Genomic DNA, 18,315 nt, shown 5'->3' with positions numbered 1-18,315 from the left:
GTGGCCGCCGGCCCCGCCGCCCGCCCGGGCGGCCCCTCCCCCGGCACCGCACGCCCCGACACCGCGGGCCTCGACACCGCGGGCCTCGACAGCGCGCGGCAGCTGCTGGCCGACCTCCCGCCGTCCGCGGCGGTGTGGTGCTCGGGCCTGCGCAAGCGGTACGGACGGCGGACCGCGGTCGACGGCGTGTCCTTCACCGTGGGCCGCGGCGAGGTCCTGGGGCTGCTCGGGCCGAACGGGGCCGGCAAGACCAGCGTCATCAAGATGCTGCTGGGCCTGGTCCGGCCCGACGCCGGGGAGGTGCTGCTCCTCGGCCGCCCGGGACAGGACCCGCAGGCCCGGGCCCGCGTCGGCTACCTGCCCGAGCTCTTCCGGTACCAGCCGTGGCTCACCGCGGCCGAGGTGCTCGCCCTGCACGTCCGGCTCTCCGGCACGGCGGTGCCCGCCGCCGAGCAGCGGGACCGCCTGGCCCTCGTCGGGCTCGCCGAGCGCGCCGGCGACCGGGTGGGCGGCTTCTCCAAGGGCATGCAGCAGCGCCTCGGCCTGGCCGTGGCGCTGGTGGCCCGCCCGGAGCTCGTCGTCCTCGACGAGCCGACCAGCGCGCTGGACCCGCTCGGCCGCGCCGACGTCCGGGACGTCGTCCTCTCCCTCCGGGACAGCGGCGTGGCGGTGCTGCTCAACTCGCACCTCATCGGCGAGGTCGAGCGGGTCTGCGACCGGGTGGTGATCCTGGACAAGGGCCGCGTCGCCGCCTCGGGCACGCTCGCGGAGCTGCTCGGCGCGCGCGAGCTGCGGCTGCACCTGGAGGGCGTGGGCGCGGCGGCCGAGCAGCGGCTGGCCGCCGCCGGCCGCCTGACCCGCAGCGGGGACTGGTTCAGCGTCGCCCTGCCCGACGACGACGAGGCGGCGGGGGTGCCCGACCTCGTGGCCGACCTGGTCGGCCACGGGGTGCGCGTGCACGCGGTCGAGCCCGCCCGGATCAGCCTGGAGGAGCGGCTGCTGGGCATCCTGCGGGACGGGGAGCGGCGGTGAGCGCGCGGGTGGTCCTGACCGTCGCCGGGCTCACGCTGCGCGAGGCGGCCCGCCGCAAGGTGCTGCGCGCGCTGGCCGGGCTGACGGTCGTGCTGCTGGCCCTGTCGGCCTGGGGCTTCTCGCGGATCTCCACCGAGTTCGGCGGGCTCACCACCGGCGAGGCGCGCTTCGCCGCCGCCACGGTGCTCAACCTGGTCATGTTCGGGTTCAGCCTGATCGCGGCGCTGGGCACGGCGTTCCTCGCCGGGCCGACCCTGGCCGGTGAGGTCGAGTCGGGGACGGCGCTGGCGATGCTGGCGCGGCCGGTCCGGCGCTCGGCGGTGCTGGTCGGCAAGTGGCTGGGGCTGGTCGCCTTCGGCAGCGGCTTCGTCGTGCTGGCCGGGCTCGCGCAGTTCCTCGTCGTGCAGGTCACCGTCGGCTACTGGCCACCGCAGCCGGTGACCGGCCTGGCGCTGCTCGCCGGGCAGACGGCCGTGCTGCTCACCCTGGGCCTGCTGCTGGCCACCGTCATCTCCCCCATGGCCTCCGGCGTCGTGGCGGTGGGCCTGTTCGGGGCCACCTGGATCGCCGGCGTCGTCGGCGGGATCGGCGCGTCGCTGGGCAACGAGGGCGTGGCCCGGGTCGGGACCGTCTCCCGGATGCTCCTGCCGACCGACGGCCTGTGGCGCGGGGCCATGCACGCCTTCCAGGACCCGACCCTGCTCACCCAGCTGGGCCCCGGCTTCGAGGGCTTCCCCTTCCTCGGCGAGGCCCCGCTCACCGCGACCTACCTGGCCTGGGCCGCGCTGTGGGTGGTGGTCGTCCTCGGGCTGGCGGCCATGGCCTTCCGGCGCCGCGACCTCTGACCGCCGGGTTCAGGCGTCGCCGTCGTCCAGCGGGGCGACGGCGAGGATGCCCTGCCGGCGGGCCCGGTGCACCGCGTCGCGCCGGGTGTTCACGCCGAGCTTGCCGTAGATGGCGCGGACGTGGGTCGCGGACCAGCGCGGCCAGCCCGTGCCGCGGACCGGCCGCGGTGAGCACGTGGACGTCGTCGAGGACCAGGCGCAGCGGGACGGCCAGGAGGTCGACGGCGTTGACGGCCGCGGCGAGGAAGCGGGAGTCCCGCCCCGGGTGGGCGGGCACGGCCAGCCGGGCGAGCGACGAGCCGGCGGGAACGGCGGCGCAGCCGGTCAGGGCGGTGAGGACGGTCGACCACAGCCGCTGGTCGTCGTCGTCGTCCTCGTCCAGGGAGACCCACGCCGTCGCGCCCGGACCGCGCCCCACCCAGTCGGCCAGCAGCAGGGTCTTGCCGTAGCCGGCCGGCGCGGAGACCACCACGACCTGCCCGGCGGTGGCCGCCGCGAGCGCCCCCAGCAACCGGGGGCGCGGGACGTACCCCGGGGCCAGCCGCGGCACGGCCGTCTTCACGCGGGGCACCCCGGGGAGCCGTGCGCCCCGTTCCTCTGCGGCCGGTCGCGCGTCCATCGCACCCGTGGAACTACGACGATCGAGAGGATTCCCGCGGTTCCGACCTCCCGGGAGCGGACGGCCCTCGGCCCCCGCGGGCGCGGCGACCTCTCGTCCGCGGCGGACGAGGCCGGCGGCCACCCTCTCCCGGCAGGCTGCCGGCACCGGTGCGCTCGGCCGAGGAGGTCCTGCGATGAGCACGCTCGACGTGCGGCAGCCCGACCCGCCCGACCCGCCCGGGCTCCCCGACCCGGCCACCCCGGACGACGACGGGTACAGCCTCGCCTTCGCGGTCGGGGCTCTCGCCCTCACCGCGGGGGTCCTGATGGCCCTCGTCGTCCTGGCGTGGCTGCTGGGCGCACCCTGAGCCGCGGCGGCGTCCACCCCGTCGCCGCCGCCGGTGCTCCCCCCTCCTGCCACGCCGGCCGGCTCTTTCGGCGGCTGTGTTGGGGATAACGGCGCTACCGGGCAGTGGTCGGGCACCCGCGACGGCGGACAGCCGCGGAAGCCTCACCGGGGGTTCGGGAAGGAGCGGTCGCCGAAGAGGACGCGGCGGGCGGCGGCCCGTCCGGGAGGCGTGCGCAGCAGGGCGAAGGCCGCCGCGGCCACCGCCGGCGTGCGCACCTGCGCCAGCCCCCGGCGCAGCAGGAGGCGACCCCGGAACCCGGCCCGCAGCGCGGCACCGTCGTAGGCCGACAGCCGCTCGGCCCGGCCGGTGCGGAGGGCCTCGTCGAGCACGGCGGCGGCGTGCTCCGACAGCCGCAGGCAGGGGTCGAGCCCGCCGGCGGTCAGCGGGGAGACGGCACCGGCCGCGTCCCCGACCAGGAGCCCGTCCGCGCAGCTGATCCGGCGCAGCAGCCCGCCGACCGGGATCGGGCCGCCGCGCCGCTCGACCTCGGCCGGGCGGGCGGCCCGGGGCAGGCCGGGCGCCAGCCCGGGAGCCGTGGCCCGGAACCGCTCGAGGGCGCCGCGCAGGCCGTCGGGGAAGCGGTCGGGGTAGCCGGCCACGCCGACGTGGGCGTGCCGGCCGTCGTCGACCACCCAGGCCAGGTAAGCGGGGGCCAGCGAGGGGTCGAGCACGCAGTGGAAGACCGGCGGCCGCCCGCCGGCCGGGACGGCGAACACCTCCTCGGCGCCGACCAGCAGCGCGCGGTTGCGGTCCAGGCCGAGGTCGCGGGCGACCCGGGAGCGGGCGCCGTCCGCACCGACGACGAACCGCGCCCGCACCCGGAGCGGCCCACCCGGGCCGACGAGGACGTGCGCGCCGTCCCGCCGGCCGGTGTAGCGGGTGCCCAGCGCGACCCGGACACCGGCATCGGCCGCGGCGCGACCCGCTGCCCGGTACAGCGGCGCCATGTCGCCCACCCGGTACTCGTCGCGGGCGCTGTCCAGCGTCACCGGGCGGCCGCGTCCCGGCGGGTGGAGCACCACCCGCCGGATCGGCGGCCCCAGGTGCTCGGCCGGGAGCGGGAAGTCGTCGAGGGTCTTCCGGACGAAGATCCCCGTGGTGCGGACCGCGCCGCCGAGGCCGGTGCGCCGCTCGGCCAGCAGCACGTCGTGGCCGTGCCGGGCCAGCAGCGTGGCGGTGTGCAGCCCGGCCAGCCCGGCCCCCACGACCAGGACATCGGCGGCGACCTCGGCGGCGACCTCGGCGGGGACGTCGGCGGGGACCTCGGCGGCGGTCACCGGTTCGCGTCGTCCCGGGCCAGCCGCAGCCAGCCCAGCAGGAGCGCGCCACCGGCCCAGGCGAGCAGGGCACCCACCGCCGAGGCCTGCGTCATCCCGGGCACCTCGCCGAGCAGCAGGAACGCCGCCCCGGACCCGGGCAGGACCTCCGCGAGCGCGGCGGTCCAGTCGTAGGGGAACTGCGGGAGGAACAGCGGCAGGACCAGCATGAGCAGGACCACCGCGATCAGGGCACCGGCCGTGCTGCGCAGCAGGAAACCCAGCCCGACGGCCAGGGCGCTGCCCGCCGCGACGACGAGGGCGACCGTGGCCAGCACCTCGACCCCCTCGCCGGCGGGCAGGCCCAGGACCGGGCGGGCCGCGACCCACGCCGTGCCGGCCGAGGCCAGCGCCAGCAGCACGGCCAGGGTCGTCGTCACGGCCACCGGGACGAGGGTGCGCGCGGCGAACAGGACGGTGCGCCGCGGGGTCCACTGCAGCGTCGGCACGATGCCGCCGGTGGCGTGGTCGCCGGTGACCGCCGTGAGCGCGAGCACCAGGAGGAGGAACTGGGCCGGCATCGCGGCGACGGAGGCCACCACCCACGCCGGGTCGCCCTGCGCCGCGTCCCCGGCCGACTCCAGGCCGGCCAGCGCGCCGATGCCGATCCACACCAGGGCCGCGGCGAGCAGGAACCACCAGGTCGCCCGCACCGTCCACAGCCGGGTCCACTCGGCGGCGCCGGTGCGGGCGAGCACGCGCACGGCGGGGACGTCGCGGCCGGGCCCGGCCGGGGCGGTCACCGGCGCGGTCACGGGGTCACCCCCGTCGCCGTCCCGGCCGGCTCGGTGCGGCCGCCGGGGAACTCCACGCTGCTGCCGGTGAGGGCCAGGTAGGCGTCCTCCAGCGACCGGGCCACCGCGGAGAGGTGGGACAGCGGGACGCGGGCGGCGTTGGCCAGCTCGCCCACCTCCTCGGCGCTGCTGCCGCCCACCTCCAGCTCGGCGGCGCCGGTGCGCTCGACCGTGGCGCCGTGCCGGCGGAGGACGGCGGCCAGCTCGTCGGCCCGCGACGTCCGCACCCGCACCCGGGCGGTGCCCAGCCCCCGCAGGATGTCCTCCGTCGTGGCGTCGGCGATCAGCCGGCCGCGGCCGATGACCACGAGGCGGTCGGCGGTCTGCTGCATCTCGCTGAGCAAGTGGCTGGAGACCAGCACGGTGCGGCCCTCGTCGGCCAGCCGGCGCAGCAGCGCCCGGATCCAGCGCACGCCGTCGAGGTCGAGCCCGTTGACCGGCTCGTCGAACAGCAGCACGCGGGGGTCGCCGAGCAGGGCCGCGGCGATGCCGAGGCGCTGGCGCATGCCCAGCGAGTAGCCCCGGATCCGGCGGCGGGCCGCCCGGCCGAGCCCGGCCAGCTCGATCACCTCGTCCACCCGGCGCTGCGGGACGCCGTTGGTGCGGGCGGCCACGCGCAGGTGGCTGCGGCCGGTGCGCCCCGGGTGCACGGCGCCGGGGTCGAGGAGGGCACCCACCGCGCGCAGCGGCTCGGCGAGGGCCGCGTACGGCCGCCCCTCGACCAGCGCCCGCCCCGACGTGGGCCGGTCCAGGCCGAGGACCATCCGCATCGTGGTGGACTTGCCCGCCCCGTTCGGGCCGAGGAAGCCGGTGACCTTCCCGGGCTCGACGTCGAAGGTCAGGTCGTCGACGGCGAGGACGTCGCCGTAGCGCTTGGTCAGGCCGCGGACCTCGATCACCGGCGCGCCCCGTCGAGGGCGTGCGGCGCGGCCGGGTCGCCCCCCGTGCCGTCCGCGTGCCCGCCGGGCACCCACTCGAGCAGGTCGCCGGGCTGGCAGTCCAGCACCCGGCACATGGCCTCGAGGGTGCTGAAGCGGACCGCCTTGGCCCGGCCGTTCTTCAGCACGGCCACGTTGGCCGGCGTGAGCCCGACCCGCTCGGCGAACTCCCCCACGCTCATCTTGCGCCGGGCCAGCTGCACGTCGATGCGCACCACGATGGGCATCAGATGACCGCGTCCAGGTCGGCCCGCAGCGTCGTGGCCTGCATCAGCAGGGCGCGCATGACCACCATGAGCAGCCCCACGACGGCCCCCACCAGCAGCAGCACCAGCAGCAGGGCGGGCAGCACGGGGTCGTCGCTGACCTCGTCGACGATGAAGTAGTAGCTGCACACGAAGGCGCCCAGCAGCATGGCCCAGCCGAGGGCGATGGCCGCCACGATCGCGTCGACCCACGGCCGGGAGCTCGCGCTGAAGATGCGGTCGTGCTCGACCAGGGTCAGCAGCTGCCAGGTGCAGACGATGACGACCTGCACGCACAGCAGCCCGAGCACCGAGACCGCGAGCATCGCCCACCGCATGAACGACTGCTCCAGCGAGGGGTCGGCGAGGTCGGGCAGCACCGCGGGCAGCGCGAGGACCTGGGCGGCGACGAGGGCCGCGAAGACGACCACGAGCAGGATCCGGAGCGGGCCGACGGCCCGGCGCACCTGGGACATGCATCGAGTTTCGATAGGCGGCTATCGACTGTCAATAGGACGCGCGGAGTCCACCCCCGCCCGCCGCCTCCTGCTGCCGGGTGGTCTCGATCCAGGCGTCGATGGTCTCCCACCAGTGGTAGAGCCAGTCGGTCTGCTCGGCCTCGCCGCGGGGCACCTCGGCGGCCGGGACGAACCACCAGCGCAGGTGGAGGGTCTTGTCCACGGGCAGGCCCCGCCACAGGTCCCGGACGGTGGCGAGGTGCTCCAGGCCGGTGTGTGCCACGAGGACGACGTCGGCGTGCGGGGCCGCCCCCAGCGCGGCGGCCACCCCGGCCGGGCGGGGCGGCAGCACGTGGCGCATCCCCTCGGCCCGGCGGACCGCGGCGGCCAGACCGCGGCCGCGCAGCCGCTCGATGGCCCGGACGCGCCGCGCCGGGGTGAAGTTCGCCCCCTCGGGGAAGATCAGCAGGGCGTCCTCCTCGCCCAGGTCGCGGGCCAGCTCGGCGATCGCGTCGGTGGAGCTGTACCCCTCCACCGGCCGCGCGGTGACGAAGTGGTTGGGCAGCCGGTTGAGGTAGACGTCGAGGAGCGGGTCGAGCTGCAGCACGTCCTTGAGCACGATCCGCGGCTGGCGCAGGTGGTCGCGGTTCATCAGCGTGTGCACCAGCAGGAACGAGTCACCCGGGCCCGCGTGGCGGGAGAGCACCACCATCGCGTTCGTCGACCCCGGCAGCCCGTCGTCCAGCGGTGACCAGGACTCGCCGTCGGTGACCAGCCGCAGGGCGAACAGCCGCTGCGCCACCCGCATCAGCGCGTCGAGCAGCAGGCGCAGCACGGTGTAGTGCGCGGCCCGGGAGGCGCGGGTGTCCAGCCGGCGGCCGAGGCCGGCGAGCACCCACAGCACCGCCGCGGCGGCGAGGCCGAGCACCTGCAGGGCCAGGTAGACCAGCGCCAGGAACAGCAGCCGCAGCGCGTACCAGCGCCCCGGCAGCCACACCGAGGCCACCGCCGCCACCGGCACGAGGACCGGCAGCGCGAGGACGCCGGCGACCAGCGCGCCGACCAGCACCGGGCCGGTGACCCGGCGGACGCGGCGGGGTGGCAGCACGTCAGACCTCCCGGTCGCCGGAGGGGGCGCCGCCGGCGTCCCCGGCCTCGGCCAGGTACCCGGCAGCAGCTTCGTAGGCCCGGTCGATCCGCTCGGGCACGCGGGAGAAGTCCCGGTAGCGCAGGTCCCTCAGGTCGCCGGCGGATGCGGCGGCCCGCTCGCCGGAGGGCAGCACGTGCACCGTGACGCCGGGCGGCAGGGCGGCCAGGTCGGCGGCGAAGCGGTGCCGCCGGGCGATCTCGAAGGCGACCTGGGCCACCTCCCACGGCCGGGCGGGCGGGCGCAGGGGCCGGTCGATCCGCCCGACGTGGAGCACGAAGACCCGGTCGGCGCCCAGGGTGACCGCGCGGCCGACCGGGATGCTGTGCACCAGCCCTCCGTCCAGGTAGTGCTCGCCGCCGAGCTCCACCGGGGGCAGCAGCCCGGGGACCGCGCAGGAGGCGAGCACCGCGTCCAGCAACGCGCCCTCGGTGAACCAGCGCTCGGCAGCCCGCTCGATGCTGGCCGCGACGCACTGGAACGGGACCGCCAGCTCGGCGAAGGTCCGCACCGGCAGGTGGGCCGCCAGCAGGTCCCGCAGCGGTTCCCGCGGGTGCAGGTGCGTCCGGGTCCGCACGAGGGTGCGCGCGCGGGTGAGCACCGACCCGGCGAAGACGCCGGCGGAGGCGAGGTCCTCCCACACCCCCCGCAGCCGGTCCACCGCGGCCGGTGCCGGGTCCGCGGCGACGAGCGCGCCGTTGATGGCCCCCACCGACGTGCCGACGACGAGGTCCGGGCGGATGCCCCGCTCGAACAGCGCCCGCAGCATCCCGACCTCGGCGGCGCCCAGGACTCCCCCGCCGCCGAGGACGAACGCCGTGCCACCCCGCCCGGCGGCGTCGGCCGCCGGGTCCGCCGCCGCGTCCGTGGCCGCATCCGTGGCCGGGTCCATGGCCGGGTCCATGGCCGGATCCTGCCAGCCGGGTGCACCGGCTGCGTCGCCCGCCGGCTCGGCGGCGGGGACCGCGTGCCCGCCGCCGGGGGGCGGCGCCTAGCGTCGACGGCGTCCACCCCTCCCCCGAGCACCCCCGGGACCGCCCCGCCATGAGCACCCCGCCACCGGCTCCCGCCGGCACCGGCCGCGCCCCCGCGCCGCGCCGCTGGGCCACCCCCGGGAGGGGCGGGGCGGTCGGCATGGTGCTCGGCGGCATCCTCTCGGTCCAGTTCGGCGGCGCGCTGGCCGCGACGATGTTCGACCGGGCCGGTCCGGCCGGCATGGTCACCCTGCGGCTGTGCGGCGCGGCGCTGGTGCTGCTGCTGGTGGTCCGCCCGCGGCTGCGGGGCCGTTCGCGCGCCGACTGGGCCGTGATCGCGGCCTTCGGGCTCTCGCTCGCCGCGATGAACGGGCTGTTCTACGAGGCGCTCGCGCGGATGCCGATCGGCGCGGCGGTCACCGTGGAGTTCCTGGGGCCGCTGGGCCTGGCCGCGGTGCTCTCGCGCCGGCTGCAGCACCTCGGCTGGGTGCTCATGGCCGCCGCCGGCGTGTTCCTGCTCGGGTACGGCTCGCTGACCGGGCTGGACCCGGCCGGCGTCGTCCTCGCCCTGGGCGCGGGGGTCTGCTGGGCGGGCTACATCCTGCTGTCGGCCGAGACCGGCCGGCGGTCGACCGGCCTCGACGGGCTGGCCCTGGCCAGCGCGGCCGCCGCGGTGCTCGTGCTGCCGGTGGGGCTGACCGCGGCCGGACCGGCGCTGGTGCGGCCCGACGTGCTGCTCGTCGGCCTGACCGTCGCGCTGCTCTCCTCGGTGGTGCCCTACGCCCTCGAGCTCACCGCGCTGCGGGCCCTGCCCAGCCGGGTGTTCGGGGTGCTGATGAGCCTGGAACCGGCCGCGGCGGCGCTGGCCGGGCTGCTCGTGCTCGGCCAGGTCCTCACCCCGGTGCAGCTGTTCGCGGTCGGGCTGGTCGTCTCAGCCAGCATCGGTGCCGCCCGCTCCCCCGCCCGGCGTCCCCGGACGGGGGCGGTCTGACCGCCGGGCGCCTGCCTCAGCGCAGCCGGCGGGCCCGCAGCACGAGGTCGGCGGTGTGGTGCGCGCCTGCGCCGGAGGCCACGTGCCGGGGCCGCCGCTCGTCGACCTCGACCAGCCAACCCGCGTCGAGCAGCCGGGCGACGTCCGCCGGGCCGACGTAGTCGGCCGGGTCGAAGCCGGCGGCGCGGGCCTGCTCGGCGTCCACATCGGCGTGGTGGACGACGAGCAGCGTGCCCCCGGGGGCGACCGCGGCCAGCAGCGCGCGCTCGGCGTCCCTGCCGGGGGTGGTCCGCAGCGCGGGGTACTGGGCGGAGACCAGGTCGAAGGCGGCCGGCGGGAGATCGGCGTCGAGCAGGCCGGCGCGCTGCCAGGCCACGTCGGCACCTACCTCCCGGGCGTGGCGCGCCGCGCGCTCGAGCGCCACCCGCGAGACGTCGATCGCGGTCACCCGCCAGCCGCGCCCGGCCAGCCACACCGCGTCGGCCCCCTCGCCGCAGCCCACGTCGAGCGCCCGGCCGGGTTCGAGCCCGGCCGCCTCCGCCACCAGGGCGCCGTTGGGCCGGCCGCTCCAGACCTGCGGCGCCCCGGCGTACCGCTCGTCCCACTCCGCGGCCTCGACGCCGCCGGGACCAGGGCCGCCGGGACCAGGGCCGGGTGGGGTCTCCGTCATGCGGGGCAGCATCGCCTCCCGCCCGCGGGAGGGGCACCGCGGCCTTGCCGGTCCGGCAAAGCGCAGCGGCCCCGGGCGGCCGGAGACCGCGGCGTGTCGGCCGCCGGGCCAGGGCCAGGCCGTGCCGGGTGACCTGCTCGATCGTCGCCCGCGACCGCGACACCGGCGAGATGGGCGTCGCCACCCGGTCCCAGGCCTTCGCCGTCGGCAGCAGCGTGCCTGGCCGCCACCACGCCGCAGTTCCTCGAGGCCGCGCGCCGCTCCGGACCGGCCGGCCTGCAGCCGCAGGACGTGCTCGCCCGGGTCCTCCCCCCGGACGCCCGAGGGCCGGGCAGGGGGTGACGACGGCGAAGTCCGGGGCGGGCGCGTCGTGAGCTGGGCCAGCACGTCCGGGGACACCGTGCTCGCGGGCGTGCCGAAGCCGCCGTGGCGCAGCTCGTGGGCGCCGGAGAGGTAGGCGCAGCGCCAGGTGCCGTTCTCCGCGCCGTAGCCGAGCTGCTCGTAGGTGTCAGCGAGCAGCTCCCGGGCGGCCCGGTGGGCCGGCTCGGCGAACACGACGTGGTTCAGCACCTCGGCCGTCCAGCGGAGGTCCCCGGCCGCCGAGGAGTCCCGGGCCTTGGCCACGACGGCGTCCGCGCCGCCCATGAAGACGACGTAGCGGCGCGCGGCCGCCGCCGGCGGGTGCGGCCACAGGTGCGCCGGGTTGCCGTCGTACCAGCCCAGGTAGCGCTGGTAGATCGCCTTGACGTTGTGGCTGACCGAGCCGTAGTAGCCGCGCGCGTGCCAGGCGTCCTCCAGCGCCGGCGGCAGCACCACGGCCTCGGCGATCTCGGCCCCGGTCAGGCCCTGGTTGAGCATGCGCACGGTCTGGTCGTGCAGGTAGGCGTACAGGTCGCGCTGCAGGGCCAGGAACTCCACGGCCCGCTCCCGGCCCCAGGTGGGCCAGTGGTGGGAGGCGAAGACCACGTCCAGATCGGCGCCGAACAGGTCGACCGCCTCGGTGAGGTAGCCGGCCCAGGCGTGCGCGTCGCGCACCTGCGCGCCCCGGATGGTGAGGACGTTGTGCAGCACGTGGATGGCGTTCTCCGCGATGCACAGGGCGTGCCGCTGCGGGAAGTGGACGTGCATCTCGGCCGGCGCCTCGCTGCCGGGCGCCATCTGGAACACCATGCGCACGCCGTCGACGACCTCCTCCTGCCCGGTCGTCGTCACCTCGACCGTCGGCGGGATCAGACCGAAGCTGCCGGTCGACGTGGTCTGGCCCAGCCCGGCGCCCACCTGGCCCCGCGGGCCGCGGGGCAGCGCGGCGCCGTACATGTAGCCGGCCCGCCGGCCCATCGCCGTCCCGGCGAGCACGTTCTCGCTCACCGCGTGCGCCACGAACCCCTCGGGAGCCAGGACCGGCACCCGGCATGCGTCGACGTCCTCCTGCGCCACGACGCCGCGGACGCCGCCGAAGTGGTCGGCGTGGCTGTGCGTGTAGACCACCCCGGTCACCGGCCGGTCACCGCGGTGCCGGCGGTAGAGCCCGAGCGCCGCGGCGGCGGTCTCGGCGGAGAGGAGCGGGTCGAGCACGACCACCCCGCGGTCGCCCTCGATGAAGGAGACGTTCGACAGGTCCAGCCCGCGCACCTGGTAGATGCCGGGCACCACCTCGAACAGCCCCTGGACCGCGCAGAGCGTCGACTGGCGCCACAGGCTCGGGTTCACCGTCGGCGGCGCGTCCCCGGTGAGGAAGGCGTACGAGTCGCCGTCCCACACGACGCGGCCGTCGGCACGCACGACCCCCGGTTCCAGGGCGGCGAGGAACCCGCGCCGCGCGTCGGCGAAGTCCTGCCGGTCGTGCATCGGCAGCGACTTCGCCAGCTGCTCGTGCTGGGCGACGATCGTCGCCGACGCGGCCTTCTGCTCGGTGCCCATCCGAACCCCCTCGTCGGCTGCCGAGGCCGTCCCGGCCCGGGGAGCAGCGGGGCCCCGGCCGCCCTGGCCGCCGCCAGTCACGGGGCGGCGGCCGCCCGCGCGCCTCGTCCGCCGCGGATGAGGACCGCGCCGGTCCCGGCCGGACCGTCCTCAGCGGCGCGCGAGGCCCGGCGAGACGGAGCTCCGCCGGTCACCGGTGAAGCGCGCCAGCAGGTCGGCCATGGCCCTCGGCTCCCAGCTGTGCTCCGAGCCGGCGACCTCGGCCCGTGTGGCATCCGGCAGCGCCGCCGCGAGCGAGGCGGCCGCGGCCGGCATCTCCTCGAGGGTCTCCTCGCCCACGACGAGCAGCGTGGGCACGTGCAGGTCCCCGAAGAGCTCGGCGTGCGGCGCGGACATCGCCCGCTCCAGGGCCTCGGCGTCGGCGCGCAGGCTCTCCGCGTGGCGGACGAACGGTCCCCACAGCGGGGAGTCCCGCAGGCCCTGCAGCACGTCGAGCGGGATGTCGGCCATGTAGTGCGCGACGGCGCCTCCCCGGTCGCCCGCGTCGAGCAGCCGGTACAGCTCCGCGGTCCACTCCCGCACCCCCGGGGACACGGGGTCGAGCGGGGCCTCGAAGAGCACCAGCCCGTCGACCGGCAGGCCCACGTGCGCGGCGCGCAGCGCGATGGCGCAGCCGGAGGAGTGGCCGCACAGCACCGCCCGGCCCCCGGCGACCTCGATCACCGCCGCCACCGCCGCCAGCTCGTCGGCCAGACCCATCCGCCCCTCGCGGAAGCTGTCGGCCCGGCCCACCCGGTCGTGGACGACGGTGCTGAACCCGCGGTCGGCCAGGATCTCGGCGGTCTCGGTGGTCCGGGGGTCGATCGCGCGGAAGGGTCCGGCCCCGGCGACGAAGACGACGGCGGGGCCCTCCCCCCGGCGGTCGTAGCCGACGGTGTCGCCGGCCGACGTGGTCACGTGCTCGGTCATGCCCGCTCTCCTCCACAGGTGGGGGTGGTCGCCAGTGGTGACCCGGCCCGGCCCGCGCACTCATCGGCCCGCGCACCCGACAGCGCCGTCCCCCCGCGGCCGACCGCCTTCACCGCCACCCGACGCGGTCGACGCGCTCGTGGCCCTGGCGACCGCCTCGTGGCCGTGTGACCGCGCGGCGTCGCCGCCCCCGTGACCACCGGCCGTCCGGGAGACTGCGCGGTCACCGGCGGGGCGGGTGACCGCCCCGCACCGACCCCGCCGGCAGCGGGACGAGCCCGGGGCAGGAGGAACGATGGGCGAGGACCCCGGCAGCCCCGTCATCGTCCGGCCCGGCGAGGGCGCGCGCGTGCACGGGCTCGACATGGTCCGCAAGGTCGACGCCGGCAGCTTCGACGGTCGCCTGCTGGTCGTGGAGGGGCGGATCTCCCCCGGTGAGCTCCTCCCGCCGCACACCCACACCCGCGAGGACGAGTGCTCCTACGTCGTCTCCGGGCAGGCGACCTTCCAGGTCGGCGAGCACGTCGTCGCAGCTGCGGCCGGCAGCTACGTGCTCAAGCCGCGCGGGGTGCCGCACGCCGTCTGGAACTCCGGCACGGAGCCCGCACGGGTGATGGAGGTGCACGTGCCGGCGACGTTCGCCCGCTACTACGACGAGGTCGGCGCGATCCTGGCCGATCCCGCGATGGGCGAGACCGAGCGGCGGGAGGCCCTGGCGGCCCACCACGCCCGGTACGGCGTGACGTTCCACTGGGACCGGGTGGCGGCTCTCGCCGAGCGCTACGGCGTCGTGCCGCAGCCGCCCGGGGGCCCGCTGCGGCGTCCCGCCCCTCAGCCGCGCGGGGGCACGGGCGGGTCCGAGTCGTCGTAGATGCGTGCGACGGCCAGCCTGCCGCTCCCGCCCCGGACGTACACGGCGACCCCGGCCTCCGGCGGCAGGTCCGTGCGCCCCCAGCGGACGACGTTGTACTCCAGGGCGCAGGCGCGCCCGTCATCGGTCGCGGTGCAGTGCTCCAGCGGGATCCCACCGCCGTTGGAGAAGAACGACCCGTACAAGGAGCGCAAGGCGTCGTGGCCACGGTGGACGTGCTCCCCGCCGGCGGGCTCCCGCACCCAGCCGTCGGGCTCGAAGGCGGCCACCGCGGCCTCGACGTCGCCGGCGGCGAGCGCGCGCTGGTAGTCCCCGACGACGTCGGCCTCGTGCACGTCCGGGTCGGGCTGAAGCAACGGCGGGCGGACGGCGTGCCCGCCGGTCAACGGCCACGTGCTGAAGTAGACGCGGATCTCGACCAGGCGCGCCTCCTCGTCGCGGTCGGCGACGATCGCCACGGGCAGCTCGACCCGGCCCGGGTCTGTGTCCAGGCGCAGGACGACCTCCTCCACGGTGCGCGTGTCACCGACGACCAGGTCCACGGCCTCGACGGCGGCGTTGCGCTCGGCCAGCCACGCGTTCGTCCCGGCCACGAACCGCGCGAAGGCACGGGTGCCCTTGACCCGGCCGCGGACCGGGTGGTGCAGCTCGGGCTCGCCGGCGAACGACCCGATCAGCGCGTCGGTCTCGCCGGCCATCACGCCGGCGAAGTAGGGGACGGCGGGCAGCCGCTCGCGCCGCCCCTCCGCCCGTACGCGCTCCAGGACGGGGGCGGAGAACAGCTCCGGGATCCAGGGCACCCGAGCACGGTGCCACACCACCGCGGCTCTCCACCGGCTCCGGCCTCCCGTGAGCCGGACCTGCCGCGGTGCAGCGAGGTCGCGCGCGGCGGAGGACGTCCCGCGCGGGGCCAAGGTGGACAGCCGCGGAACGCCACGTCGGGCAGATCCTCGTACGGCTCGGCGTCCGCTCCCGCGCGGAGATCGCCGCGTGGGCGGCGGTCGGGTCACCGGCCCGCTGGGCCGTCGCGACCAGCCGCTCCCGACCGGTGGGCTCCCTCCGCCCGGACTCGTCGGGACACCGGCGTGCGACGACGCGCCGCACACCGACTCCTTCCACCGCACCGTCACCGGTGAGCGCCGCGGGGCAGGCCGCACGGTGCCGGTGAGCACCACGACACCGATCCCGGTCACCCGGGCGAGAGCCGATCCGGTTCCCCGGAGGGCCGGTAGCTGCCACGCTCCCAGAGGTGACGGTGCCAGTCCGTCGCGTGCCGGTACACGGCCGACGCGCGGAGCAGGCGGTCATCGCTTCTGTGCTGGCCGCGCCCCGTCACGGGCGCAGCGGCGTCCTCGTCGTGCGCGGACCGGCCGGGGTGGGCAAGTCGACCCTGCTGGAGCTGGCGGTGGAGGGGGCCGGGGACCTCCAGGTGCTGCGGGCGCGGGGGGTGGAGTCCGAGGCGGAGCTGCCCTTCGCGGGTCTGCACCAGCTCCTGCACCCGGTGCTCGACCACCTGCCCGTGCTGGCCACCCCTCAGCGACGGGCACTGGCCACGGCGCTCGGACTCGAGGACGGCCCGTCGAACGCCGGGCCCTCCGAGCGGTTCCTCGTCGCGCTGGCGGTCCTGGGTCTCCTGGGCTCGGCGGCCGAGCAGTCGCCGGTCGTCTGCGTCGTGGACGACGCGCACTGGCTCGACCACGCGTCGGCCAGCGCGATGCTGTTCGTCGCCCGTCGGCTCGGCGCCGACCCGGTCGCCGTGCTCCTCGCGGTCCGGGACCCGGATCCGCGCTCCCTTCCCGCCGCCGACCTGCCGGAGCTGCAGGTCGGCGGTCTGGACGTCGACGCGGCCGCTGCCCTGCTGGCGGAGCGGGCCGCGACCCACGTGGACCCCGGGGTCTGCGAACAGCTCGTGCACCGGACCGAGGGCAACCCCCTCGTGCTCAGCGAGCTCCCGTCGGTCCTGACCGCGGAGCAGCTGGCGGGCCTGGCCCCGCTGCCGTCCCCCCTCCCCCTGCCGAGCGACGTGGGGTGCGTCTTCGCGGACCGCGTCCAGCGTCTACCGGACGACGCGCGCTCGCTGCTGCTCCTCGTCGCGGCCGAGGACAGCGGCGACCTGGCCCGGCTGACGACGGCCGCGCGCGTGCTCGGCCTCCCCGACGACGCGCTCGAGGCCGCCGAGACCAGCGGGCTGGTCGTCGTCCGGGAGGGGATCATCGGCTTCCGCCACCCGCTGGTCCGATCGGTCGTCTACCAGGCCGCCACCACCCTCCGGAGACGGGAGGCCCACCGGGCGCTGGCCAGTGCGTCGGGGACGGTCGGCGATGCCGACCGTCAGGCGTGGCATGCGGCGGCGGCGGCCCTGGAGCCGGAGGAGGCGGTCGCGGCGGACCTCGAGCAGGCAGCGGCCCGAGCGTGCGATCGGGGCGGGTTCGAGGCCGCCACGGCCGCGCTCGTCCGGGCCGCTGACCTCAGCTCGGACGTCCGCGATCGCTGCCGTCGCCTGGTCTCGGCCGCCGGGAACGCCTGGAACGCCGGACACCTCGGGGAAGCGGCCAAGCTGCTCCTCGTCGCCCGACCGCTGGCCCCGGACGTCATCCTCCGGACCGACGTCGACCGGCTCCGCGGGTGGCTCGAGTTCACCATCGGCTCCCCTGCGACGGCGCACCGGATCCTCGTCGACGCAGCCGGCGCCGTGGCCTCGAGGGACAGCTCACGGGCCCGTGCCATGCTGGCCGCCGCCGCGGAGTCGGCGTGGCTGTCCGCCGACGAGGGTGTGGGCGTCGAGATCAGACGGGTCATGACCGGCCTCGCTCCCGCGCGGGACGACCGTGACCGTCTGCTGGCCGATCTGCTCACCGGCTTCCTCGCCTTCCTCGAGGGACGGCCGCGGGAGTCCGTCCCGCTGATCGCGGGGGCGGTGACGGCCGCCGAGCGGCTCGGGGACAGGGACCTGCTCGCGGCGGCGGCCCAGAACGCGCACTACATCGCCGACGACGATGCGGCGCTGCGGCTGACCACCAGGGAGGCGGCCCGCGCCCGGGCGGACGGCGCGGCCGCGGACCTGCTGTTCGCCCTTCCCCGGCTGATCCACGCCGAGCTCCTGCACGGCCACTGGACGGCGGCAGCGGCGGGAGCGTCCGAGGCGCTGCGCCTGGCCGACAGCATGGGCGACCCCGAGCTGGCCGCGCTACCGCTGGCCTGGCTCACGCTGCTGAGCTCGTTGCGGGGCGACCTCGACGGCTCCCGCCGCTACGCCGCTCGGGCCGGTGCCCTGGCCGAGCGGCACCCGTTGGGGGTCTACCGGCAGCCCATGCTGCAGGTCATCCGGTGGGCGGGGGCCACGGAGAAGCTCGCCGCGGCGCGGCCGGTCTCGGCGTTCGTGCTCGTCGACGGCATCGACCACCCGGTGGTCGCCGCGATGGCCACCGCGGACCGCGTGCAGGCCGCCGCCCGGGCGGACCACCGCGAACGCGCCCAGCGGTGGTCGGCGGACGCCGAGGAGTTCGCCGCGGCCACCCACGCGCCCTGGGCCGAGGCCATGGCGGCGCACTGCCGAGCCGTGCTGTCCGAGGGCGCGGTTGCCGCCGAGCTGTTCGCCGAGGCGCTGCGCCGGCACGAGGGCTCCCGCCGTCCCTTCGATCGCGGGCGCACGCTGCTGGCCTACGGTGAGTTCCTGCGCCGCTCGCGCAGGCGCGTTCAGGCGCGCGCTCACCTCGCGGCGGCGCTCGACCTCTTCGAAGGGCTCGGCGCTGCGCCCTGGGCCGAGCGAGCCCGATCGGAACTGCGGGCCTGCGGCGAGGCCAGCCACCGGCGCGACCCGTCCGCGGTGCTGCGCCTCACCCCGCAGGAACTCCAGGTGGCGCGGTTCGTGGCCACCGGGTTGCCCACGCGTGCCGTGGCCGCGCAGCTGTTCCTCAGCCCGCGCACCGTCGACTTCCACCTGCGCAACGTCTTCACCAAGCTGGGCATCAGCTCACGGGCGGAGCTCGCGGCACACCGGCTGGACTGAGCCTCGATCCACCGTCGGATAGGCGTGTGACTGCGCGTCGGAAAGCACGAATGCCCCTCTGAGCAGGAACGATGTGGCTTGTCTAAGGCCCAAATCGTCCGCGCAGAAGGGCATCCGCTGGATGCG

General features: G+C 77.0%; 17 protein-coding genes and 2 pseudogenes. 7 read left to right on the top strand and 12 right to left on the bottom strand.

Features of this window, described 5'->3' with window-relative positions; genetic code table 11:
* Positions 1-1,032, top strand: coding sequence for an ABC transporter ATP-binding protein (locus tag D0Z06_RS14230; RefSeq protein WP_233517678.1), 1,032 nt, complete (start codon positions 1-3; stop codon positions 1,030-1,032).
* On the top strand, positions 1,029-1,877 hold the full coding sequence (locus D0Z06_RS14225; RefSeq protein ID WP_117378102.1) for an ABC transporter permease: 849 nt from the start codon (positions 1,029-1,031) through the stop codon (positions 1,875-1,877). The genes D0Z06_RS14230 and D0Z06_RS14225 overlap by 4 nt, the downstream gene beginning before the upstream one ends.
* Here D0Z06_RS14225 and D0Z06_RS25105 read toward each other — a convergent pair.
* Positions 1,789-2,439 carry a hypothetical protein gene (locus D0Z06_RS25105; RefSeq protein ID WP_147332055.1) on the bottom strand — a complete coding sequence of 217 codons (651 nt, stop codon included), beginning with the start codon at positions 2,437-2,439 and terminating at the stop codon, positions 1,789-1,791. The genes D0Z06_RS14225 and D0Z06_RS25105 overlap by 89 nt on opposite strands.
* 232 nt (positions 2,440-2,671) lie before the next feature.
* Between D0Z06_RS25105 and D0Z06_RS25410 the strand changes: the two genes are divergently transcribed.
* Complete coding sequence (locus D0Z06_RS25410; RefSeq protein ID WP_158579992.1) at positions 2,672-2,845, top strand: hypothetical protein; 174 nt, start codon at positions 2,672-2,674, stop codon at positions 2,843-2,845.
* 143 nt (positions 2,846-2,988) lie between these two features.
* Here the strand turns inward: D0Z06_RS25410 and D0Z06_RS14215 are convergent, their stop codons facing one another.
* The 7 genes from D0Z06_RS14215 to D0Z06_RS14185 are packed head-to-tail and all read right to left on the bottom strand — an operon-like array spanning position 2,989 to position 8,689.
* Entirely contained in the window at positions 2,989-4,164 is a 1,176-nt protein-coding gene (locus D0Z06_RS14215) for an NAD(P)/FAD-dependent oxidoreductase (RefSeq protein ID WP_117378100.1), read from the bottom strand.
* Positions 4,161-4,958: a hypothetical protein gene (locus tag D0Z06_RS14210; RefSeq protein WP_117378099.1), complete on the bottom strand. Its 798-nt coding sequence runs from the start codon at positions 4,956-4,958 to the stop codon at positions 4,161-4,163. Before D0Z06_RS14210 ends, D0Z06_RS14215 begins: the two co-directional genes overlap by 4 nt.
* A complete protein-coding gene (locus D0Z06_RS14205; RefSeq protein WP_117378098.1) occupies positions 4,955-5,896 on the bottom strand; it encodes an ATP-binding cassette domain-containing protein in 942 nt (313 codons plus the stop codon). The genes D0Z06_RS14210 and D0Z06_RS14205 overlap by 4 nt, the downstream gene beginning before the upstream one ends.
* On the bottom strand, positions 5,893-6,162 hold the full coding sequence (locus tag D0Z06_RS14200) for a helix-turn-helix domain-containing protein (protein WP_233517677.1): 270 nt from the start codon (positions 6,160-6,162) through the stop codon (positions 5,893-5,895). Before D0Z06_RS14200 ends, D0Z06_RS14205 begins: the two co-directional genes overlap by 4 nt.
* A complete protein-coding gene (locus D0Z06_RS14195) occupies positions 6,162-6,656 on the bottom strand; it encodes a DUF2975 domain-containing protein (protein ID WP_117378097.1) in 495 nt (164 codons plus the stop codon). Before D0Z06_RS14195 ends, D0Z06_RS14200 begins: the two co-directional genes overlap by 1 nt.
* Before the next feature lie 31 nt (positions 6,657-6,687).
* The gene (locus D0Z06_RS14190; RefSeq protein WP_117378096.1) at positions 6,688-7,746 is read right to left on the bottom strand and encodes a 1-acyl-sn-glycerol-3-phosphate acyltransferase; all 1,059 of its coding nucleotides are present in this window, start codon (positions 7,744-7,746) and stop codon (positions 6,688-6,690) included.
* Between the two features lies 1 nt (position 7,747).
* A complete protein-coding gene (locus D0Z06_RS14185) occupies positions 7,748-8,689 on the bottom strand; it encodes a patatin-like phospholipase family protein (RefSeq protein WP_233517676.1) in 942 nt (313 codons plus the stop codon).
* Positions 8,690-8,829: 140 nt separating this feature from the next.
* Here D0Z06_RS14185 and D0Z06_RS14180 point away from each other — a divergent pair, with 140 nt between their 5' ends.
* Positions 8,830-9,750 carry an EamA family transporter gene (locus D0Z06_RS14180; RefSeq protein WP_117378095.1) on the top strand — a complete coding sequence of 307 codons (921 nt, stop codon included), beginning with the start codon at positions 8,830-8,832 and terminating at the stop codon, positions 9,748-9,750.
* 16 nt (positions 9,751-9,766) lie between these two features.
* Here the strand turns inward: D0Z06_RS14180 and D0Z06_RS27275 are convergent.
* Positions 9,767-10,285: pseudogene (locus D0Z06_RS27275) on the bottom strand (class I SAM-dependent methyltransferase); the annotation flags it as partial.
* Positions 10,286-10,590: 305 nt separating this feature from the next.
* On the opposite strand from D0Z06_RS27275, the gene D0Z06_RS27270 reads away from it, so the two are divergent.
* On the top strand, positions 10,591-10,794 hold the full coding sequence (locus D0Z06_RS27270) for a hypothetical protein (RefSeq protein WP_458339534.1): 204 nt from the start codon (positions 10,591-10,593) through the stop codon (positions 10,792-10,794).
* A 109-nt stretch (positions 10,795-10,903) separates the two neighbouring features.
* On the opposite strand, the pseudogene D0Z06_RS27265 reads toward D0Z06_RS27270, so the two are convergent.
* Positions 10,904-12,268 (bottom strand): annotated as a pseudogene (locus D0Z06_RS27265) (alkyl/aryl-sulfatase); the annotation flags it as partial.
* Positions 12,269-12,490: 222 nt separating this feature from the next.
* The gene (locus D0Z06_RS14160) at positions 12,491-13,309 is read right to left on the bottom strand and encodes an alpha/beta fold hydrolase (RefSeq protein ID WP_117378094.1); all 819 of its coding nucleotides are present in this window, start codon (positions 13,307-13,309) and stop codon (positions 12,491-12,493) included.
* Positions 13,310-13,604: 295 nt separating this feature from the next.
* On the opposite strand from D0Z06_RS14160, the gene D0Z06_RS14155 reads away from it, so the two are divergent.
* Positions 13,605-14,180, top strand: a complete 576-nt coding sequence (locus tag D0Z06_RS14155) for a cupin domain-containing protein (RefSeq protein ID WP_117378093.1) — start codon at positions 13,605-13,607, stop codon at positions 14,178-14,180.
* Here the strand turns inward: D0Z06_RS14155 and D0Z06_RS14150 are convergent.
* The gene (locus D0Z06_RS14150) at positions 14,141-14,980 is read right to left on the bottom strand and encodes a nuclear transport factor 2 family protein (protein ID WP_117378092.1); all 840 of its coding nucleotides are present in this window, start codon (positions 14,978-14,980) and stop codon (positions 14,141-14,143) included. The two genes, D0Z06_RS14155 and D0Z06_RS14150, sit on opposite strands and share 40 nt — an antisense overlap.
* Before the next feature lie 470 nt (positions 14,981-15,450).
* Here D0Z06_RS14150 and D0Z06_RS14145 point away from each other — a divergent pair, with 470 nt between their 5' ends.
* Entirely contained in the window at positions 15,451-18,189 is a 2,739-nt protein-coding gene (locus tag D0Z06_RS14145) for a helix-turn-helix transcriptional regulator (RefSeq protein ID WP_147332054.1), read from the top strand.
* The last annotated feature ends 126 nt before the right edge of the window (positions 18,190-18,315 follow it).

Origin of the sequence: Geodermatophilus marinus, assembly GCF_003428645.1 — a bacterium.
Lineage (GTDB): Bacteria > Actinomycetota > Actinomycetes > Mycobacteriales > Geodermatophilaceae > Geodermatophilus.
The sequence above is the reverse complement of the archived record's forward strand: the minus strand, read 5'-3'. Positions and strand labels throughout refer to the sequence as shown.

Coding starts and splice junctions, on each gene's coding strand:
- D0Z06_RS25410 (WP_158579992.1), top strand. CDS start 2,672: ATGAGCACGCTCGACGTGCGGCAGCCCGACCCGCCCGACCCGCCCGGG.
- D0Z06_RS14200 (WP_233517677.1), bottom strand. CDS start 6,162: ATGCCCATCGTGGTGCGCATCGACGTGCAGCTGGCCCGGCGCAAGATG.
- D0Z06_RS14195 (WP_117378097.1), bottom strand. CDS start 6,656: ATGTCCCAGGTGCGCCGGGCCGTCGGCCCGCTCCGGATCCTGCTCGTG.
- D0Z06_RS14185 (WP_233517676.1), bottom strand. CDS start 8,689: ATGGACCCGGCCATGGACCCGGCCACGGATGCGGCCACGGACGCGGCG.
- D0Z06_RS14180 (WP_117378095.1), top strand. CDS start 8,830: ATGAGCACCCCGCCACCGGCTCCCGCCGGCACCGGCCGCGCCCCCGCG.
- D0Z06_RS27270 (WP_458339534.1), top strand. CDS start 10,591: ATGGGCGTCGCCACCCGGTCCCAGGCCTTCGCCGTCGGCAGCAGCGTG.
- D0Z06_RS14160 (WP_117378094.1), bottom strand. CDS start 13,309: ATGACCGAGCACGTGACCACGTCGGCCGGCGACACCGTCGGCTACGAC.
- D0Z06_RS14155 (WP_117378093.1), top strand. CDS start 13,605: ATGGGCGAGGACCCCGGCAGCCCCGTCATCGTCCGGCCCGGCGAGGGC.